Here is a 25,405-nt window from a genome sequence, read left to right on the forward strand (position 1 = left end):
CAAATCTGCGACAATCGCCCCTTGCTCAAACCGACGACCCTTGCGTACCTGATGACTGACCAAGCCCCCGCTATCGACAAACTGCTGAAAAACCTCGACCACGCCATGCTCGCCGACCGTCACCGGTTGCGGCGGCAGTTGCTCGAGCTGCGCAAGAAGCCCGACGAGGCCAAGCTGGCCCAGTGGGTGGCGCGCATGCAGGCGTCGTGCGATCAGGTGCTGGCGCGCAAGGCGAGCCTGCCGGTGATCCGCTATGACGATAATTTGCCGATCGCCGCCAAGCGCGACGAAATCAAGGAAGCGCTGCTCAAGCACCAGGTGTTGATCATCGCGGGCGAGACCGGCTCGGGCAAAACCACGCAATTGCCGAAGATCTGCCTGGAAATCGGTCGTGGCCAGCATGGCTTGATCGGCCACACCCAGCCGCGCCGGATCGCCGCCCGCAGCGTCGCCAGCCGCGTGGCCGAGGAACTTGCCACGCCGTTGGGGGCGCTGGTGGGTTATCAGGTGCGCTTCGAAGACCAGAGCGACGCCAACACCCTGATCAAGCTGATGACCGACGGCATCCTGCTGGCCGAGACCCAGAATGACCGCTACCTCGAGCGCTACGACACGATCATCGTCGACGAAGCCCACGAACGCAGCCTGAACATCGACTTCCTGCTTGGCTACCTCAAGACCTTGCTGCCGCGCCGTCCGGACCTGAAAGTCATCATCACGTCGGCGACCATCGACCTGGAACGCTTTTCCAAGCACTTCGATGACGCGCCGATCGTCGAAGTCTCGGGCCGTACCTTCCCGGTGGAAACCTGGTATCGCCCGCTGACCCTGGAGCAGGACGAGGAGGGCAACCGGGTCGAGGACGACTTGACCGTCGACCAGGCGATCCTCGCCACCCTCGACGAAATCGCCGCCTACGAGCGCAGCGAGCGCCGCAGCCCCGGGGATGTGCTGGTGTTCCTGCCGGGCGAGCGGGAGATTCGCGACGCCGCGGAAATGCTGCGCAAGGCCCAGCTCAAGCACACCGAGATCTTGCCGTTGTATGCGCGATTGTCGCCGGCCGAACAGCAGCGGATTTTCCAGTCCCACCCGGGCCGTCGCGTGGTGTTGGCGACCAACGTCGCCGAAACCTCGCTCACTGTGCCGGGCATCCGCTACGTGATCGACAGCGGTACCGCACGCATCAGCCGCTACAGCTATCGGGCCAAGGTCCAGCGCCTGCCCATCGAGGCCATTTCCCAGGCCAGCGCCAACCAGCGCAAGGGTCGCTGCGGACGGGTCGAGCCGGGAATCTGTGTGCGGCTGTACAGCGAAGAAGATTTTCTTGGGCGGACGGAATTCACCGATCCCGAAATCCTGCGCACCAACCTGGCGGCGGTGATCCTGCAGATGCTGCACCTGCGCCTTGGCGAGATCACCGATTTCCCGTTCATCGAGCCGCCGGATGGCAAGGCCATCAGCGACGGTTTCAACCTGCTGCAAGAACTCTCGGCGGTGGACCGCAACAGTCAGCTGACCCCGCTGGGTCGGCAGTTGGCGCGCCTGCCGGTGGACCCGCGCATGGGCCGCATGCTGCTGGAAGCGGCGAAGCTGGGCAGCCTCCAGGAAGTGCTGATCGTCGCCAGCGCCATGTCGATCCAGGACCCGCGCGAGCGTCCGCCGGAACGGCAACAAGCGGCCGACCAGGCCCACGCCCAATGGAAGGATGTCGACTCGGACTTCGCCGGGCTGGTCAACCTGTGGCGCGGTTTCGAAGAGCAGCGCCAGGCCCTGACCGCCAGCCCCCTGCGTAACTGGTGCCGCAAGAACTTCCTCAACTACCTGCGCCTGCGCGAGTGGCGTGATTCCCATCGCCAGTTGAGCCTGATCTGCCGCGACATGCAGTTGAGCCTCAACAAAGACCCGGCCGATTACCCGAAACTGCACAAGGCGGTGCTGTCGGGGCTGTTGAGCCAGATCGGCCAGAAAACCGAGGACGGTGATTACCTCGGCGCTCGCCAGCGGCGGTTCTGGGTCCACCCCTCGTCGGGCCTGGGCAAGAAGCGTCCGCAGTGGCTGATGACCGCCGAACTGGTGGAAACCACCAAGTTGTACGCGCGCATGGTGGCCAAGATCGAACCGGACTGGATCGAGCCGCTGGCCGGGCATCTGATCAAGAAAAACCACTTCGAACCCCATTGGGAGAAGAAGCGCGGGCAAGTGGTGGCCTATGAGCAGATCACCCTGTTCGGGCTCATCGTCGTCGGCCGCCGACCGGTGCACTACGGACCGGTGGACCCGGTGGTGTCCCGTGAGCTGTTCATCCGCGAAGCGCTGGTGCGCGGGGAGATCCAGTCCAAGGCCAAGTGCCTGGGGGCCAATACCCGCTTGCTGGAACAGCTCGACGAGCTGGAAGCCAAGGCCCGTCGCCGTGACATCCTGGCCGACGAAGAAACCCTGTTTGCGTTCTACGACGCGCGCCTGCCGGCGGAGATCCACCAGACCGCGACGTTCGACAGTTGGTACCGGATCAACAGCCAGAAAGACCCGCAATTGCTGATCATGCGCGAGGAGGACGTGCTGGCCCGCGAAGCCAGCGAAGTCACCGCCACGCAGTACCCCGACACCTTGCGCGTTGGTGACCTGACCTTGCCGCTGAGCTATCACTTCGAGCCCAACCATCCCCGTGACGGCGTGACGCTACGGGTTCCGGCGCCATTGCTGCCGATGCTGCCGCCGGAACGCCTGGAATGGCTGGTGCCGGGGATGATCGAGGCCAAGTGCATCGCCCTGGTGCGCAACCTGCCCAAGGCCCTGCGCAAGAACTTCGTGCCGGTGCCGGATTTCGTCAAGGCGGCGCTGCAGCGCATCACCTTCGCCGAGGGCTCGCTGCCGCAGGCCCTGGGCCGTGAGCTGCTGCGCATGACCGGGGCGCGGGTCAGTGACGAAGCCTGGGCCGAAGCGGCCCAGCAGGTCGAAAGCCACCTGCGCATGAACCTGGAAATCGTCGACGGCCAGGGCAAGTTCCTCGGCGAAGGCCGCGACCTGGCCGAGCTGACGGCACGCTTTGCCGAGGCCAGCCAGGCGGCCTTGGCCGTGCCGCAAACGGCGAAAAGCCAGGCGCCGGTGGAGGCGAAGGTCTTCGCGCCGGTGGCGGAGAAAACCCAACAGAAGATCGCCGGGCTGTCGATGACGGTGTACCCGGCGTTGGTGGAAGAGGGCGGCGTGGTCAAGGAGGGACGTTTCCCGACGCCAGCCGAAGCCGAATTCCAGCATCGCCGCGCCTTGCAGCGCTTGCTGATGCAGCAATTGGCCGAGTCGGCCAAGTTTCTGCGTGGCAAGTTGCCGGGGCTGACGGAGCTTGGCCTGCTATACCGCGACTTGGGCCGTATCGACGGCCTGGTGGAAGACATTCTGCTCGCCAGCCTCGACAGCTGCGTGCTCGAAGGTGAGGCGAGCCTGCCCCGTGACGGCGCCGCCCTGGCCGCCCTGGCCGAGCGCAAGCGCGGCGGCTGGACCGAGCACGCCGAACGCCTGGCGAAGTTGACCCTGGACATCCTCAAGCTCTGGCACAGCCTGCAAAAACGTTTCAAGGGCAAGATCGACCTGGCCCAGGCCGTGGCGCTGAACGACATCAAGCAGCAACTCAGCCACCTGGTGTACCCAGGCTTCGTGCGGGAAACCCCGCATCAGTGGCTCAAGGAACTGCCGCGTTACCTCAAGGCCATCGAGCAACGCTTCGAGAAGCTCGGCAGCCAAGTGCAGAAGGACCGGGTCTGGAGCGGCGAACTGTCGAACCTCTGGGCCCAATACCAGGCCCGCGCCAGCAAACACGCCCAGGAAGGCAAGCGCGACCCGCAATTGGAGCTGTACCGCTGGTGGCTGGAGGAATACCGGGTGTCGTTGTTCGCCCAGCAGTTGGGCACCAAGGTGCCGATTTCCGACAAGCGCCTGGGCAAGCAGTGGGGGTTGGCGGAGGGGTGATGGCACACACCATCAACCCCCTGTGAAGCCCTGTGGGAGCTAGCTTGCTCGCGATAGCGGTGGTTCAGCCTGCATAGATGTTGACTAATACACCGCCATCGCGAGCAAGCTCGCTCCCACAGGGTTGGGTGTTGTAGTGAATGGAGAATGGGCCAAACCCCAGCGTTTATGGCAAACTTCGCGCCTATAAATGCCGGTTCCGTGGTTTTGAGCTTCAATGCCACGGGCGGATCGGAATAAAGCGATGCCAGGGCTGCTTCCCCGGATGGAAAAAGTCCCTTTGCGTGTTGGTACGTCGGTGCCAATACTTTCTGCCTGAACAGATCAGAGACACGACCCATGCATAACGTCGTCATCAGCGGCACCGGCCTGTACACCCCGGCCAACAGCATCTCCAACGAAGAACTGGTGCAATCTTTCAATACCTATGTCGCCCAATTCAACGCTGATAACGCCGCTGCCATCGAGCGTGGTGAAGTCGAGGCCTTGACCGAATCCAACGCCGCGTTCATCGAAAAGGCTTCCGGCATCAAGAGCCGCTTTGTCATGGACAAGGACGGTATTCTCGATCCGCAACGCATGACCCCACGCCTGCCCGAGCGCTCCAACGATGAGTGGTCGGTGCTCTGCGAAATGGCCGTCGGCGCCGCGAAACAGGCCCTGGAGCGCGCTGGTCGTACGGCCGCCGACATTGATGGGGTGATCGTCGCCTGTTCCAACTTGCAGCGTGCGTACCCGGCCATCGCCATCGAAGTCCAGGAAGCCCTGGGCATCGAAGGGTTCGGTTTCGACATGAACGTGGCCTGCTCCTCGGCAACCTTCGGCATCCAGGCCGCGGCCAACAGCGTGCAACTGGGCCAGGCCCGGGCGATCTTGATGGTCAACCCGGAAGTGTGCACCGGCCACCTGAACTTCCGTGACCGTGACAGCCACTTCATCTTCGGCGACGCGGCCACTGCCGTGATCATCGAACGCGCCGACCTGGCGACCTCGCCGTACCAGTTCGACGTGGTCAGTACCAAGCTGCTGACCAAGTTCTCCAACAACATTCGCAACAACTTCGGCTTCCTCAACCGCACTGCGGAAGAGGGCATTGGCAGCCGTGACAAACTGTTCGTCCAGGAAGGCCGCAAGGTGTTCCGCGATGTCTGTCCGATGGTGGCCGAACTGATCGGTGCCCACCTGGAAGAGAACCAGTTGAGCGTTGGCGACGTGAAACGTTTCTGGCTGCACCAGGCCAACCTGAGCATGAACCATCTGATCGTGCGCAAGCTGCTGGGGCGCGAAGCCACCGAAGCGGAAGCCCCGGTGATTCTCGACCGCTACGCCAACACCAGTTCGGCCGGTTCGGTGATTGCATTCCACACCTACCAGGACGACCTGCCCAGCGGTTCGGTCGCTGTCCTCAGTTCGTTTGGCGCCGGTTATTCGATTGGCAGCGTGATTTTGCGTAAGCATTGATCTGGTCTGGTCCAGATTTTTGGGCAAGGGCGCTTGCTGTGGGGGAAGCTTTTGTGGCGAGGGAGCTTGCTCCCGCTGGGCCGGTCCGACGCTTCGGGCGAAGCGGCCCCAAGATTTTGCGGTTGCTGCGCAACCGAGCGGGAGCAAGCTCCCTCGCCACAGAAGCATCGCAGTCTTGCAGATCTTGGGATGTTGAATGACAGTCACCGACGACACCCTCCTGCTCCAACGCCTCCTGGCCGGTGAACAGCAGGCCTACAAGGAACTGGTCAGCGCCTACCAGAGCCCGATGCGCGCCGTGGCCTATGCCATCGTCGGCAGCCGCCATGCCGACGAAGTGGTGCAGGACGCATGGCTGTCGGTGGTGCGCAATCTCCATGGTTTCCAAGGACGTTCCAGCCTCAAGACCTGGCTGTTGACCATCACGGCCAACGCCGCCAAGGGACGTTACAAACAGAACCGGCGGGAAGTGTTGCTCGACGATCTTCCGGCGCCCCACGGCACCCTTGGCGATGAGCGTTTCGCCGCTGACGGCCACTGGCTGCTGGCGCCGTTCGCCTGGCACCAGGACACGCCCGAAGCGCTGCTCACCGAGGGTGAATTACGTGATTGCCTGGAACACACCTTGCTCAGCCTGTCGGAACTGCAAGGCAGCGTGCTGACCCTGCGGGAACAACAGGGCCTGGAGTTGGACGAAATCTGTAATCTTTTGGATATCTCGCTCTCCAATGTACGCGTGCTGTTGCATCGCGCCCGATTGAAGGTCTTCGCGACTGTTGAACATTTCGAGGAAACCGGCGAATGCTGACCTGCAAGGAACAAGTGGCCCGCTCCAGCGATTACCTCGACGGACAACTGAGCTTTCGTGAACGCCTGCTGGTGCGCCATCACCTGATGTTCTGCCCCAATTGCCGACGGTTCATCCGCCAGATGCGCCTGATGCAGGCGACCCTCAAAAAACTGCCGCAGCCACCGATTCCCGACCTGGATCACCTCGCCGAGAAACTCGCCGCCGAACGGCGCAAAGACCACCGCTAAACCCCAAACACCACCCTACCCCTGTGGGAGCGAGCTTGCTCGCGATAGCGGTATATCAGTCAAATCACTGCCGACTGAACCACCGCTATCGCGAGCAAGCTCGCTCCCACAGGTTCTCCATGGTTGAACTGGTTATTCCCATTCGAAGTAAAAAGTTCCGCTGTCATAAAATCTTTATGTGATAGCAACTCGCCTGACACAACCGGCCGCCAAGATCCCCTCCCAACACCAGCGGGCCCAGTTCCGCGTGTTTTCTAACGCATAGACTACCAACAGGGGAATTCTTCGATGATCCGTAAGCACTTCGCAGGTGTTGCCGCCAGCGCACTGGCAATGGCAGTAACCGCCCAGGCTTTCGCCGGCACCGTCACCACCGACGGCGCCGATATCGTGGTCAAAACCAAGGGCGGCCTTGAGGTCGCTACCACTGACAAAGAGTTCAGCTTCAAGCTCGGCGGTCGTTTGCAGGCTGACTACAGCCAGTTCGACGGTATCTACACCGACAATGGCGACAAGGCCGATGCGGCTTACATCCGTCGTGGCTTCCTGGAGCTGTCGGGTGTGCTGTACACGGATTGGGCCTACACCATCAACTACGATTTCGCCCACAACAGCGGCGACTCCGACAACGGCTACTTCGACGAAGCGTCCCTGGCCTATAACGGCTTCAAGCCCGTTTCGATCAAAGTCGGTCGCTTCGACCCCGACTTCGGCCTGGAAAAAGCCACCAGCTCCAAGTGGGTAACCGCGCCTGAACGTAACGCCGCCTATGACCTGATCGACTGGGCCAACGGCCATCAGAACGGTCTGGGCATCCAGGCTTCCAGCACCTTCGCTGATTCGTTCTACGCCTCGGCCGGTGTATTCAGCAAAGACACCGACGACACCGACGGCAACAGCATCAAGCAAGCCAACGGTCGCTTCGTGTTCGCCCCGATGCACGAAGCCGGCAACGTGCTGCACTTCGGTTTGAACGTGGCCTCCCGCGACGTTTCGGACACCGCATTCGACGCGCGTTACCGCTCCCGCTTGGGCATGCGTGGCGTTGAAACCCTGGGCGGCAACGATGCCGGTCCTAACGGTAACCGTCCGGTCCTGGGCGGCGCCAACAACTCGCCGGCCGGTTCTTACGACACCGACACCGCCTTCGGCCTGGAAGCCGCTTTCGCCATGGGTCCAGCATCGATCCAGGGTGAATACATCTCCCGCAAGACCAAGGCTGACAGCGACGCTTTCGAAGACCTCAAAGGCCACGGCTTCTACGTCCAGGGTGCCTACACCATCACCGGTGAGTCCCGTGGCTATAAAGTCGGCAAGTTCGACGCCATCAAGCCTCAGAACAAATCCATCGGCGCCTGGGAAGTGTTCTACCGCTTCGACAGCATGACCGTCGAAGACGACAACATCACCACTGCCTCGGCAACCCGTGAAGTCGGCGATGCCGAAGCCAAGGTGCATAACCTGGGCGTGAACTGGTACGCCAACGAAGCGGTGAAAATCACCGGCGCCTACGTCAAGGCCAAGACCGACAAAGTCACCAACGCCAATGGCGATGACGATGGCGACGGTTTTGTTGTCCGTGCCCAGTACGTGTTCTAAAACGTCTTGACTTGATACACCGCTGCACTTTCATCCGTTAATGCTCCTTTCGACCCCGCCCCTGGCGGGGTTTTTTTATGTGCGCCCGGTCAGGATCGGCGATACTCGTTCCATCCATCGTTTGGCTCTCGAGGAACCGTATGCCGCTTCACGTCTTGGACAGCCTGTCCGCCATCGCGCCTCTGGAGTGGGATGCGTTGGTGCCCGTCAACCAGCCTTTCCTGCGCCACGCCTTCCTGAGCACATTGGAAGACAGCGCCAGCCTGGGCCCGCAATCCGGTTGGCAAGCCGAGCATTTGCTGCACATTGAAGACGGTCGGCTGCTGGCGGCCTTGCCCAGTTACCGCAAGTGGCATTCCTACGGTGAATACGTGTTCGACCACGGCTGGGCCGACGCTTGCGCCCGCGCCGGCATCGACTATTACCCCAAGCTGCTGACAGCGGTGCCGTTCAGCCCGGTCAGTGGGCCGCGATTATTGGCGGCGCGGGTGGAGGACGGCCTGGAGTTGCTGGGCAGCCTGCCGGGTTATCTGGAAATCGAAGGGCTTTCCAGCGCTCACATCAACTTCACCGATGCTTTCTCCGACGCGGCGCTCGCCGGGCAAGAAGGCTGGCTGCAGCGGATTGGCTGCCAATATCACTGGCAAAACCGCGGTTATCGGGACTTCCAGGATTTTCTCGATGCCCTCAGTTCCCGTAAGCGCAAGCAGATGCGCAAGGAGCGCGAGCAGGTGGCGGGGCAGGGGATCGAGTTCGAGTGGCTGGAAGGCGGTCAACTGGACGAGGCGCAGTGGGATTTTGTCTACGCCTGTTATGCCAATACCTACGCGATACGACGGCAGGCGCCTTACTTGACCCGGACATTCTTCAGTTTGCTGGCCGAGCGCATGCCCGAGGCCATTCGCGTGGTATTGGCCAAGCAAGGTTCACGGCCGGTGGCGATGGCGTTCAGCCTGGTGGGCGGTGACAGTTTCTACGGGCGGTACTGGGGCTGCCTGGCGGAGTTCGACCGCCTGCATTTCGAGACCTGTTTCTATCAGGGTATGGACTACGCGATTGCCCACGGTTTGCAGCGCTTTGACGCCGGTGCCCAGGGTGAGCACAAATTGATTCGCGGGTTCGAGCCGGTGATTACTCGCTCGTGGCATTACCTGCGCCACCCGGGCTTGAAGGCGGCAGTGGCGGATTTCCTCATGAGGGAGCAGGAGGGCGTGCTGGCGTATGCCGAAGAAGCGAAAACAGCACTGCCTTATCGGCAGTGCTGATTTTTTGCGGGAATGACTCAGCGGTTTTCCTGGCCCAGCCAGCGGTAAGAGACTCCACCGATGATGGCGCCCAGCAGCGGTGCCACCCAGAACAGCCACAATTGCTCGATGGCCCAGCCGCCGACAAGCAGCGCCGGACCCGTGCTGCGAGCCGGGTTGACGGATGTGTTGGTGACCGGGATCGAGATCAGGTGAATGAGCGTCAGGGCCAGGCCGATGGCAATCGGTGCTAGCCCGGCCGGCGCGCGTTTATCGGTGGCACCGAGGATGATCAGGATGAACATCGCCGTCATTGCCAGTTCGGTGACGAAACTGGCTGCCATCGAATATCCACCGGGCGAATGCTCGCCGTAACCGTTCGAGGCCAGGCCGGACGCCGCCAGGTCAAAACCTTCCTTGCCGCTGGCGATGAAGTAGATCAACGCGGCGGCCAGCACCCCGCCGATAACTTGGGCGATGATGTAGGCAGGCAGCTCCCTGGCTGGAAACCGACCCCCCACGTACAAGCCCAACGAAACGGCCGGGTTCAAATGGCAACCCGAGATATGACCGATGGCGAACGCCATGGTCAATACCGTCAAGCCGAAGGCCAGGGCCACCCCCAGCACGCCAATCCCGGAGGCGGCCAATACCGCGCTGCCGCAGCCGCCCAGCACCAGCCAGAACGTACCCAACAACTCAGTCGTTGAACGTTTGAGTAAAGACATAAGCATCCTTGAAAAAACAGTCGTGATATTCGGTTATGCATCCCAGCAGCATTACGACAGGTTCATCTCCAGAACCTGGGCTGAGTACAGCAGGATTCATCGACAAATCCAGCGGCATGAAAAAACCGCCAGAGTCAGGGACTGTGGCGGTTTTGGCCGTGGTCGGCGGGGAGTATGGGGTGGCTGCGTGGGCTAAATGGATCCTGGACAGAATTTTTCAGTATTGCGGACTCAAAGCGGATCCCTGTGGCGAGGGAGCTTGCTCCCGCTGGGCTGCGTAGCAGCCCCAATAAGGCTGGGTGTCCAACCGATCTATTGTGTTGGAACTCAGATTTTGGGGGCGCTTCGCGCCCCAGCGGGAGCAAGCTCCCTCGCCACGGGGTCAGTGGTGTCTGGTAGAGATCAGTCGATCCCCACGAATCCACCCGTCTGATGCTGCCACAGCCGCGCATACAACCCGCCATGGGCCAGCAACTCGGCATGGCTGCCGGTCTCGGCAATGCGGCCATTTTCCAGCACCACCAAGCGGTCCATCCGGGCGATGGTGGAGAGGCGGTGGGCGATGGCGATCACGGTCTTGCCTTGCATCAGGGTTTCAAGGCTTTCCTGGATCGCGGCCTCGACTTCCGAGTCCAGCGCTGACGTCGCTTCGTCCATGATCAGGATCGGCGCGTCCTTGAGCAGCACCCGTGCGATAGCGATGCGCTGGCGCTGGCCGCCGGACAGTTTCACACCGCGCTCACCCACATGGGCGTCGAAGCCGGTGCGGCCTTCGGCGTCCGACAGCAACGGGATGAACTCATCGGCCCGGGCCTTGTGCACGGCTTCCCAGAGTTGCGCATCGGTGGCGTCGGGCTTGCCGTAGAGCAGGTTGTCGCGAATCGAACGATGCAGCAGCGACGTGTCCTGGGTGATCATGCCGATGCGCTCGCGCAGGCTTTCCTGGCCGACTTCGGCGATATTCTGGCCATCGATGAGGATGCGCCCGCCCTGTACGTCGTAGAGGCGCAGCAGCAGGTTGACCAAGGTGGATTTACCCGCGCCGGACGGGCCGATCAGGCCGATTTTCTCGCCGGGCTTGATCACCAGGTTCAGGTCGCCGATGACCCCGCTTTTCTTGCCATAGTGGAAATCCACATGCTCGAAACGCACCTCGCCCTGGGCCACCGCCAGCGGCTTGGCCTCGTCGCGGTCGGTGACGCTGACGGGCTGGGAGATGGTCTGCAGACCGTCCTGGACCATGCCGATATTTTCGAAGATGCCGGTGACTACCCACATGATCCAGCCGGACATGTTGACGATGCGAATCACCAGGCCGGTAGCCAGGGCAATGGCGCCGACGCTGATCAGCGACTGGGTCCACAGCCACAGGGCCAGGGCCGTGGTGCCGACGATCAGCAGCCCGTTCATGGTGGTGATGACCACGTCCATGCTGGTTACCACGCGGCCGGCCAGTTGGGCTTTTTCAGTCTGCTCCTCGATGGCTTCGCGGGCGTATCGCTGTTCGAAATTGGTGTGGGCGAACAGCTTCAGGGTGGTGATGTTGGTGTAACCGTCGACGATCCGTCCCATGAGCTTGGAGCGGGCATCGGAGGACACCACGGAGCGTTCCTTGACCCGTGGCACGAAGTAATAAAGTGCGCCGATGTACGAGGCGATCCACATCAGCAGCGGAATCATCAGGCGCCAGTCGGCTTCGGCGAAGAGCACCAGTGAGCTGATGGCGTAGATCAGCACGTGCCACAGCGCGTCCACGGCCTGCACCGCCGAGTCGCGCAGGGAGTTGCCGGTCTGCATGATGCGCTGGGCGATGCGTCCGGCGAAATCGTTCTGGAAGAAGTTCAGGCTCTGCTTGAGCACGTAGCTGTGGTTCTGCCAGCGGATCAGGCTGGTCATGCTGGGACTCAGGGTCTGGTGCACCAGCAAATCATGCAGGGCCACGAAGATGGGCCGAAAAACCAGGGCCACAACAGCCATCCAGGCCAGTTCCAGGCCGTGGAGCTTGAAGAAATCCGCGCTGGGCGTTGCCTGGGTCAGGTCGATGATGCGGCTCAGGTAGCTGAACAGCGCCACTTCGATCAGCGCACCGACCAGGCCCACCACCAGCAACGCGGCGAAGCTTGGCCAGACTTGTTTCAGGTAATACGTGTAGAAGGGCAGGACGCGGTCCGGCGGGGCCGAGGTCGGGGCGTCGCGGAAGATGTCGATCAGTTTTTCAAAACGGCGGTAAACCATGGGTACCTAGCCCGGGCAGGGCTCTCCTTATATTTGCTGTGAGCGGCGCGGGGTTGCCGGCACCGCTCAGGCTTGCCCTGTGTGTTCAGTCGATGCGCTTGGCCGACTTGATGATCACAGGGTCGATCGGCACGTTTTGCATGCCTTGCTTGGTGGTGGTCTGGGAGTTGACGATGATGTCCACCACGTCCATGCCCTTGACCACCTTGGCGAACACCGCGTAGCCAGCGTCACGGCCTGGGTCGAGGAAGGCGTTGTCGGCCACGTTGATGAAGAACTGGCTGGTGGCCGAATCCGGGTTGGACGTGCGGGCCATCGACAAGGTGCCGCGAACGTTGTGCAGGCCATTGCTGGCTTCGTTCTTGATCGGCGCCTTGGTGTCTTTCTGCTGCATCTGCTGGGTGAAGCCGCCGCCCTGGGCCATGAAGCCCGGGATCACGCGGTGGAAAATCGTGTTGTTGTAGAAGCCGCTGTCCACGTACTCGAGGAAATTCTTGGTACTGATGGGGGCCTTGACCGGGTCCAGTTCGATTTCGATCTGGCCGTTGGTGGTGTCCAGCAATACATGCGGTGCCTTGGCGGGTGTCGCGGCCATCAGGTTGGCGGCGAACAGTACGGTGCCGGCGGCGAGGACGATTTTTTTCAGCATGGGGTCAGTGATCCTGAGTGGTGGAATCGGTTGCGGTCAAAAAGTCGAGCAGGGTTTGGTTGAAGCGTTCGGGTTGATCCAGCGGGGTAGCGTGCCGTGAATCGGCGATGACCACCAGCCGTGCGTTGGGCAGATGCTTTACATAGGCTTCTTTCAGTGCCACCGGGGTGTAGTCATGGTCGGCGCAGATGACGAGGGTTGGACAGGTAACCTGTGAAAGTCGTTCCTGGACGCCCCAGCCTACGATCGCATCGAAGCTGGCGAGATAAGCACGTTTGTCGTTCTTTGCCCAGCGCCGGGCCATTTCCAGGCGTAACTCGGTTTGCTCGGGCTTGGGGAACAGCTTCGCACCGAGGGCCTTGCCGATGGTCTCCAGGCTGAGCAGGCGCATCAGGCTCCAGCGCTTGAACCATTGCCAGCAATCGTCCGGCGTGCGGACTTTGACTTCCGGCGCGCTGTTGACGATGCACAGGCTCTTGACCCGTTCGGGTTCATCCACCGCCAATTGGAAACAGATCATGCCGCCCATGGACCAGCCCACCAGATGCACCGGGCCCAGGCCGAGATGTTCGATCAGGGCGCTCAGGTCGGCGCTGAAACCGGCGATGCTGAAGCGCTCGCGGGGCTTGTCGGAACGGCCGTGGCCGCGCACATCCATCACGATCAGGCGGTAGTGGGCGGACAGCGCCGGGATCTGTTTTTCCCAGTCCTGGGTGCTGGAGCCCAGCCCATGGACCAGCACCACGGGCGTGCCGTGGCCGTATTCCTCGTAGTGCAGGTTGCAACCTTCATGCTCGAAATAGGCCATGGGCGAAGTCCTTGTCAGGCTTGTTCAGGGGCGGCGAATGGCGCATCCAGCGGCGCGGTGTCGAAGGTGCGCAGCAGTTCGATCAGGATTTGCGTGGCCGGGCCCAGGGGTTTTTCCTTGTTTGAAAAAAGATAGAAGGTCGAGTTGCGGCTGCCTCCCTGTTCCAAGGGTAGACGCTTGAGCACGCCTTCCTTGAGTTCTCGTTCGATCATATGCCGGGGCAGCCAGGCGAAACCCAGGCCGCTGCCGACAAAACTCGCGGCGGTGGCCAGGCTGCCCACGGTCCAGCGTTGTTCGGCGCCGAGCCAGCCAACGTCCCGGGGCTGCTGGCGGCCGGAGTCGCGAATGACCACTTGCAACTGGCTTTCCAGATCCTGGAAGTTAAGCTCGCGATTGAGGCGGTGCAGGGCATGCTCGGGGTGGGCCACCGCGATGAATTCCACGTCGCTCAATTCCGCCCCCAGGTAACCGGGAATGCTGAAACCGCTGATGGCCAGGTCGGCCACGCCTTCGAGCAGGACTTCTTCGACACCCGACAACACTTCTTCCCGCAGCCGCACCCGGCAACCGCGGCTTTGCGGCATGAACGCGGTCAAGGCGCGAACGAGGCGGGCGTTGGGATAGGCCGCGTCGACCACCAGGCGCACTTCCGCTTCCCAGCCCTGCTCCATGTGGTGGGCCAGGTCTTCCAGTTGGCTGGCCTGTTTCACCAATTGCCGCGAGCGGCGCAGCAGCACGCCGCCGGCTTCGGTCAGCACGGCCTTGCGCCCATCGATGCGCAGCAACGGCACACCGAGTTGATCCTGCATGCGGGCCACGGTGTAGCTCACTGACGACTGGGAGCGATGCAGCACATCGGCGGCCTGGGCGAAACCGCCGTGGTCGACCACCGCCTGCAGGGTGCGCCATTGATCCAGGGTCACGCGGGGCGCTTTCATATCGGGCTCCTCTTGTCCTAAGCTGGCGGTCCCTTGGTGGAGACTGCCGAATGAAGAAAATCTGTTGTGTGGTGCTGGCCTTGCTGCCACTGACGGCGTTTGCCTACCCGATCGATGTGGAAAAACACCTCAACGGCCTGAGCATCGACTACACCGCCTATGACACCGATGCCGACATCGGTTCCATCCAGGTCAACAACTACGGCCGTACCGACGCGGCCTGCACCGTCGTGTTCCGCAACGGTCCCGAGTCACCGCGCACCCGCAAGATCGAAGTCGCCGCCGGCAAGTTCAAGAACGCCACGGCCAAGTTCAACCGCAACATCATCAAGCTGCGCATCAAGCTGACCTGTCAGCCGAAATAGGCCGGCAGCGGGGCAGGAGACATTGCTTGCTCCGCTTATAAACGAAAATATCGATGCATTACAGCAGTTATTTGCGCTTTTTCATCGATATGCTCACGTTTAACCTTCACTCCATCGACTGACAACATTCTCAGATGGAGCCTACAAGCCATGTCCCGCGTTCTGATCATCGAAAGCAGTGCCCGCCAGCAAGACTCGGTTTCCCGTCAACTGACCCAAACCTTCATCAGCCAGTGGAAAGCTGCGCACCCGGCCGACGAAATCAGCGTTCGTGACCTGGCCATCAACCCGGTGCCCCACCTGGATGCCAATCTGCTGGGCGGCTGGATGAAGCCGGCCGAGCAGCGCAACGACATTGAGAACGCCTCGCTGGAACGCTCCAACCAACTGACCGATGAGCTGCTGGCCGCCGACGTGCTGGTCATGGCGGCACCGATGTACAACTTCGCCATTCCCAGCACCCTGAAAGCCTGGCTCGACCACGTGCTGCGTGCCGGCGTGACGTTCAAATACACCCCCACCGGTCCCCAAGGCCTGCTGGCCGACAAGCGCGCCTTCGTGCTCACCGCCCGGGGCGGCATTCACGCCGGTGGCAGCACCGACCATCAGGAACCCTACCTGCGCCAGGTCATGGGCTTCATCGGGATCCACGACGTGACCTTCATCCATGCCGAGGGCATGAACCTGGGTGGTGAGTTCCAGGAGAAAGGGTTGAATCAGGCCAACGCCAAACTGTCCCAAGTCGCCTGATCCGTTAATCCTCGGATAATCGCCAGGTGGTCTAGTGGCCTGGCGCTTCCCTTCAAACCGTTTTGCGCATCGAACCTCCCTTTGCACTGCTAATGCTCCTGAGTGCATCAGCCCGATTGAACGCTTTAGCGAGATCGGGCTTTTTTTTGCCTGCAATTCCCATTCGCGCAATGCCCTGTGTGGGAGCGAGCTTGCTCGCGATAGCGGTGTGTCAGAAACATGGATGCTGACTGATACGCCGCCATCGCGAGCAAGCTCGCTCCCACAGGGTTCTGCGTGTCGAGATATTCGCGACAACCCGTAAAACCCGCTATCTTCGCCGCCATTCGAAACGAGGGGCGGTATGGGCTATCTACTGTTTGTGACATTGATCCAGGCGTTTTCCTTCAGCCTGATTGGCGAGTACCTGGCCGGGCATGTGGACAGTTATTTCGCGGTGCTGGTGCGTGTGGTGCTGGCGGGGCTGGTGTTCATTCCGTTGACCCGCTGGCGCCAGGTGGAGCCGTCATTCATGCGCGGCATGCTGTTGATCGGCGCCTTGCAGTTCGGCGTGACCTACGTCTGCCTGTACCTGAGCTTCCGGGTCTTGACCGTGCCGGAAGTGCTGCTTTTCACCATTCTCACGCCCCTGCACGTGACCTTGATCGAAGACGCGCTGAACCGTCGCTTCAATCCTTGGGCATTGATCGCGGCGTTGGTGGCCGTGGCCGGTGCGGCGGTGATTCGTTATGACCGGATCAACCCGGATTTCTTCATGGGATTTTTGCTGCTGCAACTGGCCAACTTCACCTATGCCGCCGGGCAGGTGCTCTACAAACACCTGGTGGCCCGTCACCCGAGCGACCTGCCGCATTACCGGCGTTTCGGCTATTTCTATCTCGGTGCGCTGATGGTGGCGTTGCCGGCGTTCCTGCTGTTCGGCAAGCCAGACTTCTGGCCCGAAGCGCCGTTGCAATGGGGTGTGCTGGTGTTCCTCGGGCTGGTTTCCACTGCATTGGGACTGTACTGGTGGAACAAGGGCGCGTGCCTGGTCAACGGCGGGACGCTGGCAGTGATGAACAACCTGCACGTGCCGGTGGGGCTGTTGGTGAACCTGCTGATCTGGAACCAGCATGAGGCGTTGGGGCGGTTGCTGCTGGGTGGGGCGGTGATATTGATGGCGGTGTGGATCAGTCGGTTGGGGGTACGCAAACCTCAGCCTGCGTACTGACCCCTGAACCCTGTGGGAGCGAGCTTGCTCGCGATGGCGGAGTATCAGTCAGCATCTATGATTCTGATGCACCGCCATCGCGAGCAAGCTCGCTCCCACAGGGGAATGGGGTTGGCTTTAGACCACCTGCTTCTGCGGCTCCGGCAGGTGACTCGCCCCCAGCACCGCCGGCAGCAGCCCCGAGCGCAGGTCCGTGCCGCTCGGCTGCTGGTACAGGTTTAATCCGAACTCCGGCATCACCGCCAGCAGGTAATCGAAAATGTCCCCCTGGATGCGCTCGTAGTCCGCCCACGCGGTGGTGCGGGTGAAACAGTAGATTTCCAGCGGGATGCCCTGGGCGGTGGTCTGCATCTGCCGGACCATGCAGGTCATGTTCGGCTGGATCTCCGGGTGGCTCTTCAAATAGGCCAGGGCATAGGCGCGGAAGGTGCCCAGGTTGGTCATCCGCCGGCGGTTGGCCGACATCGCCGCGACGTTGCCCTGGGCCTCGTTCCAGGCCTTGAGCTCGGCCTGCTTGCGGCTGATGTAGTCGGTCAGCAGGCGGACCTGGGTCAGGCGTTGTTCCTCCTCGTCATGCAGGAAACGCACGCCGCTCGCGTCGATGAACAGGCTGCGCTTGATCCGTCGTCCACCGGACTGCTGCATGCCGCGCCAGTTCTTGAACGACTCGGACATCAGGCGCCAGGTGGGGATAGAGACGATGGTCTTGTCGAAGTTCTGCACCTTGACTGTGTGCAACGTGATGTCCACCACATCACCGTCGGCGCCGACCTGGGGCATCTCGATCCAGTCGCCGACCCGCAGCATGTCGTTGCTGGTCAACTGCACGCTGGCGACGAACGACAGCAGGGTGTCTTTGTAGACCAACAGGATCACCGCCGACATCGCACCCAGGCCCGACAGCAGCAACAGTGGCGAGCGGTCGATCAGCGTGGCGACGATGATGATCGCGCCAAACACATACAGCACCATCTTCGTCAGTTGCACGTAGCCTTTGATCGAGCGAGTCCGCGCGTGTTCGGTGCGTGCGTAGACGTCCAGCAGGGCGCTGAGCAGGGCACTGAGACTCAGCACCATGAACAGGATGGTGAACGCCAGGGCCACATTGCCCAGGAAAATCATGCTGGTCTTGCTCAGTTCCGGCACCAGGTGCAGGCCGGATTGAATGATCAGTGACGGCGTCATTTGCGCCAGGCGATGAAAGACCTTGTTCTGGCGCAGGTCGTTGACCCAATGCAAGGCTGGCTGGCGCCCAAGCAACTTGGCGGCGTGCAGGATCAGGTAGCGCGCGACGCGTCCGAGCACCAGGGCGATGACCAGCAGCAACATCAGGGCGAGGCTGGAATGCAGGAGCGGGTGCTGGTCAAGGGCACCCCAGAGGTCTTGAATGTTGACCCAGAGTTGTTTGATGTCCATGGACGAAACGATTCTTCTATAGAGACGCGACGGGGCGATTAGAGCATTTAAGCCTGCTCAAGTGACCGTTGATACAATATCGGCTGATAAAAAAGCACTGATTTACCGCCGTTTGTATAAAGAAACTCGGCCTTCGCGCTCGAAACCGTTACCCTATGCAGCTGTTTTTTTGCATTTCTTCGAGGTAGCACCCGTGTTTTCCCAATTCGCCCTGCACGAACGCCTGCTCAAAGCCGTGGCCGAGCTTAAATTTGTCGAGCCAACGCCGGTGCAGGCAGCGGCCATTCCGCTCGCGCTCCAGGGGCGTGACCTGCGGGTGACGGCGCAAACCGGCAGCGGCAAGACTGCCGCGTTCGTGCTGCCGATCCTCAACCGCCTGATCGGTCCGGCCAAGATCCGCGTCAGCATCAAGACCCTGATCCTGCTGCCGACCCGTGAACTGGCCCAGCAGACCTTGAAGGAAGTGGAGCGCTTCTCGCAGTTCACTTTCATCAAGTCCGGCCTGATCACCGGCGGCGAAGACTTCAAGGTCCAGGCCGCCATGCTGCGCAAGGTGCCGGACATCCTGATCGGCACGCCGGGGCGGATGATCGAGCAGTTGAACGCCGGCAATCTCGACCTCAAGGAAGTCGAAGTGCTGGTGCTGGACGAAGCCGACCGCATGCTGGACATGGGTTTTTCCGAAGACGTGCAGCGCCTGGTGGACGAGTGCGTCAACCGCCAGCAGACCATGCTGTTCTCCGCCACCACCGGCGGTTCGGGCCTGCGCGAGATGATCGCCAAGGTGCTGAACAACCCCGAGCACTTGCAGCTCAACGCGGTCAGCCAACTGAACTCCACCACCCGGCAGCAGATCATCACCGCCGACCACAACCAGCACAAAGAGCAGATCGTCAACTGGTTGCTGGCCAACGAGACCTACGAAAAAGCCATCGTGTTCACCAACACCCGGGCCATGGCCGACCGCATCTACGGCCGGCTCGTTGCCCAGGATTACAAGGCGTTCGTGCTGCACGGCGAGAAGGACCAGAAGGACCGCAAGCTGGCCATCGACCGCCTCAAGCAGGGCGGCGTCAAGATCCTGGTCGCGACCGACGTCGCTGCCCGCGGCCTGGACGTGGATGGCCTGGACATGGTCATCAACTTCGACATGCCCCGCAGTGGCGATGAATACGTACACCGCATCGGTCGTACCGGCCGCGCCGGCAACGACGGCCTGGCGATCTCGCTGATCTGCCACGGCGACTGGAACCTGATGTCGAGCATCGAGCGCTACCTCAAGCAGAGCTTCGAGCGCCGCACCATCAAGGAAGTCAAAGGTACTTACGGCGGACCGAAGAAGGTCAAGGCGTCGGGCAAGGCCGTTGGCGTGAAGAAGAAAAAGGTCGACGCCAAGGGCGACAAGAAAAAAGCCGGTGCCAAGGGCCCGACCAAACGCAAGACTGCCAATCGTCCGAAGTCCGACGCCCCGTCGCTGGTCAGCAAGGACGGCATGGCCCCGCTCAAGCGGCGCAAGCCAGAGGCGCCAGCGGCTGAGTGAAGCTGCGTTAGCGCTTGCTAAAAAGAACCGGACCTTGAGTCCGGTTTTTTATGGGCGGTTACTCAGCCTTACGTCCAACAGGCTCTTGTGGCGAGGGAGCTTGCTCCCGCTGGGCTGCGCAGCAGCCCCGAGAGGGTCACTGGTTTATCAGCCCTGATGTTGACGCTCAGGTTTGGGGGCGCTTCGCACCCCAGCGGGAGCAAGCTCCCTCGCCACAAAAGCTGGCCGTGCTCGCTCGGCGATCACCCCGCTTTCCTCTGCGCCTCTTCCAGCTCCTGCAGACGCTTATCGATCAACTGGCACTTATCCGGCACTTCCTTGCTGGATGTTTCCAGATCCATAGCCTTCAACTCGTCATTCATCTCCTTGGCCTTGGACGGATCCTGTTCGGTGAGCTTGGCGATTTTATCCGCCAGTTGTTCACGCTTGATGGTCGCTTCCTCAGGTGTACACGCGGCCCAGGCGGGCAGGGCGCAGGTGAGGGTGGCGGCGAGGGTAAGTTTGATGAGGGTTTTCATGGCAGGGCCTCATATTCCTTGTTGGGCAGGTAATGGGTTGAGGCCCGTGCAGAGTGGAAAGTTCATTAGCCTGCCGCTGGCAGGCGTTCCGTCGCTGCATGGGCCCAGACACGGATTGAAGTCTTTTTCAGGGTTTCCCTAGCCGATATGAAACCGTCGTCTACCATGGAGAAAGTGACTGGTAGCCCTATGCCTGCAATGCTGGGTCGCTCCTTCACACAGGACGTAAGTGCTTCATTAGCCAGGAGGCTAACAATATGTCTGACGCAATGCAGTCAATGAGTTCTGGATCACCCGGTGCCGCTCGCATTCGAGCAATGGAACAACTACGCCTGTCAGGACGTGCCCACGGACTGCGATAGCTATTAATTCAAGGAATGAAATCTATGAGCCTTAGAGCGATACTCAGTCGGCTGATGTTGTGCCTGTGTGGTTTGTTCGCGGTGTCATCGGCTTATGCAGAAAGTGTGATCATCGCCACGTCGCGACCCGATGAAGGGATCGTAGTTGATGTGTTTGACAGCCCTGATGCCGCAAACGCCATACCTTCTTCGTCGGGCATGGTGCCATTTCCCTCGGTAGGGTTGGCTACACCCGCGGTGCAATCGTTCAAGGGCAAGATTTATATGTTTTGGGCCAACGATAGTGATTCCGCTATCTATTTTTCCACTTCGGCGCAGGGCAGTAATTGGTCCCCACCACAGCCCATTCCGGTGTCTGGCATCGTGGGTAATGTCTCAGCGACCGTGTTTCAGCAAAAGCTGGTGCTGACCTTTACCGACGAGAAGCACATAAATAGCATCAGTTCCGAGGACGGCATAACCTGGTCCAATGTTAACCCTATTGCGGTCTCCAGCGACGCCGCTACTAACAGTCCTGTGGTGTACAACGGAAAATTATTTGTCCTGTATAGCGAGGAGGACGATCACACGATTAACTATGTGACCTCGGACGATGGCTTGCTGTGGAGTAAGGAAAATCCTGGGTTCACTGCAAATGCTCTCAGAGTGCTGAGTCTGGTGCCCGTGGTCTATAACGGTGAGCTGTTGGTCTATTACTCTTATGATCTTAATAATTTTGCCGTGCGCAGTTACGACCGGGGCGGTAACTGGGGAGATGAACAAAGACTGTCGGGCCTAGCAAAGAGCGAGCTTTTCCTGAACCGTGCAACCATCACCGGTAACCGCATTTTTCTCAGCAGTGGCCCTACCACTTTTGGTTCAAGCGATGGGGTCAACTGGAGTCCCTATTATTCAAGGCTTTTCTCTGACAGTTTGACCGGCCCATCGGGATTGGGCGTTTCCTACGGCATTACCACAAACGATCTGACAGGGGACAACCCGCAGTTGCCTGCTGACCTGGCGACGGGCCTTAGCCATACCGACTATGCGACCTTTGCCTGGCGGAGTTTTTTTGCGCTGAATAACACCGCCATGACGCCGTTACCGGCTAGCCGTGGCATGGGTAATCCCGCCAGCAGCTTTGCCGATTCGGGCAAGGCCTCGCAGTCTCCAACCCCTTTGTTGTGGCAAACCTTCGCCCACCGCAGCGAGTTGTTTCCGGCGGTAGGGTTCAATCCCGTTGGCGGTCCTACGCGTTCGCTTGGTTCTGATCCGAACTACACCTATACCCAGTTCCTCAAGAAGCCGATACGGATGGCGCCAGGCACTGATTTTACCCTTTACAACAATCTGGATGAGGCGACCCAAATAGGACAAAACGCTATTTTCTTCCCGGTTAAGCCGCCCAATGCGGCGAAGACAACAGATGCGCGGGGAGACTATGCCCCTTCAAGCGACAGCCAGATCCTGTTCGAGGCCAAGGCCAACCCCGTCGTTTACAACTATGCGAAAGGCCTGACCCGTTATCCGGATCATATTGTGCTGCCCGACGGCGCGGTGGAGGTAAAGGCGGCATGGCGCAAGCTGGCCGACATTCCGGTGCCGGATCGCGGGCGCTACCATACGGCGACGGTGGTGACCTATAAGGGTACCGACACTGACCCGGAGGCGCAGAACGAAGACTACGCACTGGTCGCCTTGCATATCATCCATAAGACGGCCAACTACCCGACCTTCATCTTCGCCACATTCGAGCACGAAGATGCCCTGACGTTGCCCGACGGTAAATCGCCGACCGGGCTCTACTACATCGCCAACTACAACAAGATCGATTACCCCGGCCTCGATTCAGCCACGCCGCCGACCGCCACCTTCTCTGACGGCAACAAGACCTATACGGTTTCCCTGCCAACGGAGGGACTGGTCGCAAACGCGAAACTTGATCCGCCGGTCTACTCCGGCAGCAACGGGATCCCCGAAGGACAAGCCGGCCCGATCAAGGTCGTGCAACCGCTGACCGTCCATTCAGAAGTCCAGGCGGTGAACGACCAGGTCAGGCAGCTCATGGACGGCAGCCGCGAATTCGACAATTCGGTCTGGAAGCACTATCGGCTCAAAGGGGTGCAAGCCATCCCGTCGAGCACCTCAACCGACCCGGATTACTATCTGGCCAACATCATGGTCGAAAGCAGCCAGCCGGGCATCCAGCTGTTTCGTGGAAGCAACGTGTTCCCCATCCCGAATAACAACACCCTGACCAATGCGCGCAACCAACCGAACATCAAGGTGCCGGACTACGCCCACAGTACTCAAAGCCTGACCATGGGCGGCTGCATGGGCTGTCACGGCATCGCCCAGAGCTCGCTGAAACAAGGCTTCAGCTTTTTGTTCGATGCGATCAATCCCACGTTCGCCAAAGGCGTCACCGGCTTTGCGGGCCCGGAGACCGTAGGCTTACCTGATCCGCGGACCTCGAAGGCACGGGCCCTGAAATACTCTTTCGGTCCTCAGAATGCGGCAGCCGTTGAGGAGGCAAGCAAGTAGTCGTCAAATCTCTGCCAAGCAGGATATCCCTGCTTTCTGAGGCAGATGCCTAGCGCTTTAATAAAGAACCGGACCTTGAGTCCGGTTTTTTATGAAGCCCATCCTGAATTCGCCACAAAAGCAAATTCGGTCCTCCTTCCCGCAGCCTCAATTCGCGACGTTTATCGAGTAACGGGTGTGCCCAGGCCAATCGGCGTTACCAATGCCCCGTACCGCAGCCATCTGATTTCAGATGAATGGGTCTAGGAATAGCCTCAAAGCCAAACCCATTTAGTTGACGTCAAAATGATGGCTCATTAATATCGCGCCACTATTTTGATGTCACTTTCCACTCGAGGGATCGAACATGTCCTCACCCGCCTTTTGGGCGAGGTTGTGCCTGGCTTTGCTGTGCCTTTCTCCATTCACCCTGGCTCACGCCGCCCCCACGCCTGGCGACACGGACCTGATCCGCGAACGCCAGAATCGCTTGCTCGAAGAGCAGCGCCGTCGTCTGGAAGAACTCAAGGATTTGCCCGGCCAGGAGGCGAAGCCGGCCCAGCCGAGCGCACCTGCCGATACCCATTGCTTCCCCATCAAGACCATCGAACTCAAGGGCGCCGACAGCCTTTCCGCCGGCGAGCGCGAGCAATTGCTCAAGCCCTACATCGGCCAATGCCTGGGCGTTCCGCAGCTTAACGAACTGCTCAAAGTCATCACTGACCATTACATCGAAAAGGGCTTGGTCACCAGCCGCGCCTATCTGCCGCAGCAGGATCTGTCCGGCGGGCACCTGAGCGTATTGGTGGTGGAAGGGCGGCTCGAAGGCCTCAAGGGGGCCGAGACCAGCCAGCTATCGGACCGTGAGTTGGCGATGGCTTTTCCCGGCGCGACCGGCGAGTTGGTCAACCTGCGGGAGATCGAGCAGATGGTCGATCAGCTCAATCGCCTGCCGTCGAACCAGGCAAAAATGGAATTGACGCCAGGGCAGAACGTCGGTGGCAGTGAAGTGCGGGTCACCAATGAACCGAAAAAGCCTTGGCGCGCCGGCCTGTCGCGCAGCAACGATGGCCAGCGCAGCACGGGCGAGCAGCAGTGGGGCAGCAGTTTCGAATGGGACAGCCCGCTGGGCCTGGCCGATCAGTTGATGTTGCGCGGTGGTCATGACGCGATGACCGACCATCAGCATACCTCCCGCAACGCCATGCTCTATTACAACCTGCCCTGGGGCTGGTGGAATGTCAGTTACACCTACAGCCAGAGCGAATACCGCTCGCAGATCCCGGCCAACGGTTTCAACTTCAAGCAGACCGGCGACAGCCAGAATCACCAGGTGCGGGTCGAGCGGGTGATCCACCGCGACGCCCTGAGCAAGACCTCCCTCAATACGGGCCTGGCGTACCTGCGCACCAACAACTTCATCGAAGACAGCAAGCTGGCGGTGAGCAGTAATCGGCTCAGCGAAGCGCAATTCGGCATCAACCATGGCCGGCGGGTTGGCAATGCTTTCGTCAACCTCGACTTGGGCATGCAAGAGGGGATCGGCGCCTTCGATGCCCAGGACGACAACGATCCGGGTCCCGGCCAGGCCGATGCCCGCTACCGCAAATACACCGCCACCGCCAGCTACCTGCAACCGTTCCAGGTGTGGGGCGAGTCCTTCAGCTTCAGCAGCCTGATGACCGGCCAGCGCAGCGAAGACGTGCTGTTCAGCCCGCAGCGCATGAGCCTGGGCGGCCAGTCGTCGATTCGTGGCTACAAGGATCAATCGTTGTCCGGCGACAGCGGCGGTTATTGGCGCAACGACCTGCGCTGGAGTCGCCCGGTGACGCTGGAATGGCTGCGCCCGGTGTTCGCTGAATACGGCACCAGCCTCGGTTATGACCAGGGTGTGATTCAGGGCAATCGCTACAACGGCGACCAGCACGGACGCATGTCGAGCAACTCGCTGGAGCTGTTTGCCCGCGGTGAGCACCTGAACGCCAGCGTCACCTTCGCCCATTCCCTGGAACGCCCGGATGCCCTGACCGAGCGCGAAGCGCCGATCTACTTCCGCGTGGATGTACTCCTCTAATTCCG

Annotated in this window: 19 protein-coding genes; 12 read left to right on the forward strand and 7 right to left on the reverse strand. The window is 60.7% G+C overall.

The features are described from left to right. Positions 1-51 precede the first annotated feature (51 nt). The 6 genes from hrpA (at position 52) to ACLH0I_RS08360 (ending at position 9,326) form a co-directional block, all read left to right on the forward strand. Positions 52-3,963 (forward strand): ATP-dependent RNA helicase HrpA, encoded by a 3,912-nt coding sequence (gene hrpA, locus ACLH0I_RS08335; RefSeq protein WP_411386763.1) that lies wholly within the window; start codon positions 52-54, stop codon positions 3,961-3,963. 339 nt (positions 3,964-4,302) lie between these two features. Continuing rightward, the gene (locus ACLH0I_RS08340) at positions 4,303-5,424 is read left to right on the forward strand and encodes a beta-ketoacyl-ACP synthase III (protein ID WP_411386764.1); all 1,122 of its coding nucleotides are present in this window, start codon (positions 4,303-4,305) and stop codon (positions 5,422-5,424) included. 196 nt (positions 5,425-5,620) lie between these two features. After that, a complete protein-coding gene (locus ACLH0I_RS08345; protein ID WP_411386765.1) occupies positions 5,621-6,232 on the forward strand; it encodes an RNA polymerase sigma factor in 612 nt (203 codons plus the stop codon). Beyond that, a complete protein-coding gene (locus tag ACLH0I_RS08350) occupies positions 6,226-6,462 on the forward strand; it encodes an anti-sigma factor family protein (protein ID WP_411386766.1) in 237 nt (78 codons plus the stop codon). Before ACLH0I_RS08345 ends, ACLH0I_RS08350 begins: the two co-directional genes overlap by 7 nt. Positions 6,463-6,750: 288 nt before the next feature. Then, a complete protein-coding gene (locus ACLH0I_RS08355) occupies positions 6,751-8,061 on the forward strand; it encodes an OprO/OprP family phosphate-selective porin (RefSeq protein ID WP_053120140.1) in 1,311 nt (436 codons plus the stop codon). Between the two features lie 140 nt (positions 8,062-8,201). After that, positions 8,202-9,326, forward strand: coding sequence for a GNAT family N-acetyltransferase (locus tag ACLH0I_RS08360; RefSeq protein WP_411386767.1), 1,125 nt, complete (start codon positions 8,202-8,204; stop codon positions 9,324-9,326). A gap of 17 nt (positions 9,327-9,343) precedes the next feature. On the opposite strand, the gene aqpZ is transcribed toward ACLH0I_RS08360, so the two are convergent. The 5 genes from aqpZ to ACLH0I_RS08385 form a co-directional block, all read right to left on the reverse strand. Next, complete coding sequence (gene aqpZ / locus ACLH0I_RS08365) at positions 9,344-10,033, reverse strand: aquaporin Z (protein ID WP_250965624.1); 690 nt, start codon at positions 10,031-10,033, stop codon at positions 9,344-9,346. 402 nt (positions 10,034-10,435) lie between these two features. Further along, positions 10,436-12,268 carry an ABC transporter ATP-binding protein gene (locus ACLH0I_RS08370; protein ID WP_411386768.1) on the reverse strand — a complete coding sequence of 611 codons (1,833 nt, stop codon included), beginning with the start codon at positions 12,266-12,268 and terminating at the stop codon, positions 10,436-10,438. Between the two features lie 85 nt (positions 12,269-12,353). After that, on the reverse strand, positions 12,354-12,917 hold the full coding sequence (locus tag ACLH0I_RS08375) for a peptidylprolyl isomerase (RefSeq protein WP_411386769.1): 564 nt from the start codon (positions 12,915-12,917) through the stop codon (positions 12,354-12,356). A gap of 4 nt (positions 12,918-12,921) precedes the next feature. Beyond that, positions 12,922-13,725 (reverse strand): alpha/beta fold hydrolase, encoded by an 804-nt coding sequence (locus ACLH0I_RS08380; protein WP_411386770.1) that lies wholly within the window; start codon positions 13,723-13,725, stop codon positions 12,922-12,924. A 14-nt stretch (positions 13,726-13,739) separates the two neighbouring features. Continuing rightward, on the reverse strand, positions 13,740-14,663 hold the full coding sequence (locus tag ACLH0I_RS08385) for a LysR family transcriptional regulator (protein WP_053120154.1): 924 nt from the start codon (positions 14,661-14,663) through the stop codon (positions 13,740-13,742). A 50-nt stretch (positions 14,664-14,713) separates the two neighbouring features. On the opposite strand from ACLH0I_RS08385, the gene ACLH0I_RS08390 reads away from it, so the two are divergent. The 3 genes from ACLH0I_RS08390 to ACLH0I_RS08400 all read left to right on the forward strand — a co-directional run bounded on the left by ACLH0I_RS08390 (position 14,714) and on the right by ACLH0I_RS08400 (position 16,988). Continuing rightward, positions 14,714-15,028, forward strand: a complete 315-nt coding sequence (locus ACLH0I_RS08390) for a 3-phosphoglycerate kinase (RefSeq protein WP_411386771.1) — start codon at positions 14,714-14,716, stop codon at positions 15,026-15,028. A gap of 150 nt (positions 15,029-15,178) precedes the next feature. Further along, a complete protein-coding gene (locus tag ACLH0I_RS08395) occupies positions 15,179-15,778 on the forward strand; it encodes an FMN-dependent NADH-azoreductase (protein WP_411386772.1) in 600 nt (199 codons plus the stop codon). Between the two features lie 343 nt (positions 15,779-16,121). Further along, positions 16,122-16,988 (forward strand): carboxylate/amino acid/amine transporter, encoded by an 867-nt coding sequence (locus ACLH0I_RS08400; RefSeq protein WP_411386773.1) that lies wholly within the window; start codon positions 16,122-16,124, stop codon positions 16,986-16,988. A 117-nt stretch (positions 16,989-17,105) separates the two neighbouring features. Here the strand turns inward: ACLH0I_RS08400 and ACLH0I_RS08405 are convergent, their stop codons facing one another. After that, a complete protein-coding gene (locus ACLH0I_RS08405) occupies positions 17,106-18,404 on the reverse strand; it encodes a mechanosensitive ion channel family protein (protein ID WP_186704601.1) in 1,299 nt (432 codons plus the stop codon). A 193-nt stretch (positions 18,405-18,597) separates the two neighbouring features. On the opposite strand from ACLH0I_RS08405, the gene ACLH0I_RS08410 reads away from it, so the two are divergent. Further along, the gene (locus ACLH0I_RS08410) at positions 18,598-19,944 is read left to right on the forward strand and encodes a DEAD/DEAH box helicase (protein WP_186704602.1); all 1,347 of its coding nucleotides are present in this window, start codon (positions 18,598-18,600) and stop codon (positions 19,942-19,944) included. A 242-nt stretch (positions 19,945-20,186) separates the two neighbouring features. Here the strand turns inward: ACLH0I_RS08410 and ACLH0I_RS08415 are convergent, their stop codons facing one another. Then, positions 20,187-20,462 carry a hypothetical protein gene (locus ACLH0I_RS08415; protein WP_411386774.1) on the reverse strand — a complete coding sequence of 92 codons (276 nt, stop codon included), beginning with the start codon at positions 20,460-20,462 and terminating at the stop codon, positions 20,187-20,189. Between the two features lie 386 nt (positions 20,463-20,848). Here ACLH0I_RS08415 and ACLH0I_RS08420 point away from each other — a divergent pair, with 386 nt between their 5' ends. Beyond that, complete coding sequence (locus tag ACLH0I_RS08420; protein WP_250962003.1) at positions 20,849-23,347, forward strand: exo-alpha-sialidase; 2,499 nt, start codon at positions 20,849-20,851, stop codon at positions 23,345-23,347. 346 nt (positions 23,348-23,693) lie between these two features. Next, positions 23,694-25,400 carry a ShlB/FhaC/HecB family hemolysin secretion/activation protein gene (locus ACLH0I_RS08425; RefSeq protein ID WP_411386775.1) on the forward strand — a complete coding sequence of 569 codons (1,707 nt, stop codon included), beginning with the start codon at positions 23,694-23,696 and terminating at the stop codon, positions 25,398-25,400. Positions 25,401-25,405: the final 5 nt, after the last annotated feature.

This window comes from Pseudomonas sp. MPB03, from assembly GCF_046605385.1.
Classification (GTDB): domain Bacteria; phylum Pseudomonadota; class Gammaproteobacteria; order Pseudomonadales; family Pseudomonadaceae; genus Aquipseudomonas; species Aquipseudomonas zanjanensis.

What these genes read in the sequence shown, in the direction of transcription:
- ACLH0I_RS08395 (WP_411386772.1), top strand. Translation starts at nt 15,179, where the DNA reads ATGTCCCGCGTTCTGATCATCGAAAGCAGTGCCCGCCAGCAAGACTCG.
- hrpA (WP_411386763.1), top strand. Translation starts at nt 52, where the DNA reads ATGACTGACCAAGCCCCCGCTATCGACAAACTGCTGAAAAACCTCGAC.
- ACLH0I_RS08380 (WP_411386770.1), bottom strand. Translation starts at nt 13,725, where the DNA reads ATGGCCTATTTCGAGCATGAAGGTTGCAACCTGCACTACGAGGAATAC.
- ACLH0I_RS08375 (WP_411386769.1), bottom strand. Translation starts at nt 12,917, where the DNA reads ATGCTGAAAAAAATCGTCCTCGCCGCCGGCACCGTACTGTTCGCCGCC.
- aqpZ (WP_250965624.1), bottom strand. Translation starts at nt 10,033, where the DNA reads ATGTCTTTACTCAAACGTTCAACGACTGAGTTGTTGGGTACGTTCTGG.
- ACLH0I_RS08425 (WP_411386775.1), top strand. Translation starts at nt 23,694, where the DNA reads ATGTCCTCACCCGCCTTTTGGGCGAGGTTGTGCCTGGCTTTGCTGTGC.
- ACLH0I_RS08355 (WP_053120140.1), top strand. Translation starts at nt 6,751, where the DNA reads ATGATCCGTAAGCACTTCGCAGGTGTTGCCGCCAGCGCACTGGCAATG.
- ACLH0I_RS08340 (WP_411386764.1), top strand. Translation starts at nt 4,303, where the DNA reads ATGCATAACGTCGTCATCAGCGGCACCGGCCTGTACACCCCGGCCAAC.
- ACLH0I_RS08405 (WP_186704601.1), bottom strand. Translation starts at nt 18,404, where the DNA reads ATGGACATCAAACAACTCTGGGTCAACATTCAAGACCTCTGGGGTGCC.
- ACLH0I_RS08345 (WP_411386765.1), top strand. Translation starts at nt 5,621, where the DNA reads ATGACAGTCACCGACGACACCCTCCTGCTCCAACGCCTCCTGGCCGGT.
- ACLH0I_RS08360 (WP_411386767.1), top strand. Translation starts at nt 8,202, where the DNA reads ATGCCGCTTCACGTCTTGGACAGCCTGTCCGCCATCGCGCCTCTGGAG.
- ACLH0I_RS08415 (WP_411386774.1), bottom strand. Translation starts at nt 20,462, where the DNA reads ATGAAAACCCTCATCAAACTTACCCTCGCCGCCACCCTCACCTGCGCC.
- ACLH0I_RS08350 (WP_411386766.1), top strand. Translation starts at nt 6,226, where the DNA reads ATGCTGACCTGCAAGGAACAAGTGGCCCGCTCCAGCGATTACCTCGAC.
- ACLH0I_RS08400 (WP_411386773.1), top strand. Translation starts at nt 16,122, where the DNA reads ATGGGCTATCTACTGTTTGTGACATTGATCCAGGCGTTTTCCTTCAGC.
- ACLH0I_RS08385 (WP_053120154.1), bottom strand. Translation starts at nt 14,663, where the DNA reads ATGAAAGCGCCCCGCGTGACCCTGGATCAATGGCGCACCCTGCAGGCG.
- ACLH0I_RS08370 (WP_411386768.1), bottom strand. Translation starts at nt 12,268, where the DNA reads ATGGTTTACCGCCGTTTTGAAAAACTGATCGACATCTTCCGCGACGCC.
- ACLH0I_RS08420 (WP_250962003.1), top strand. Translation starts at nt 20,849, where the DNA reads ATGAGCCTTAGAGCGATACTCAGTCGGCTGATGTTGTGCCTGTGTGGT.
- ACLH0I_RS08390 (WP_411386771.1), top strand. Translation starts at nt 14,714, where the DNA reads ATGAAGAAAATCTGTTGTGTGGTGCTGGCCTTGCTGCCACTGACGGCG.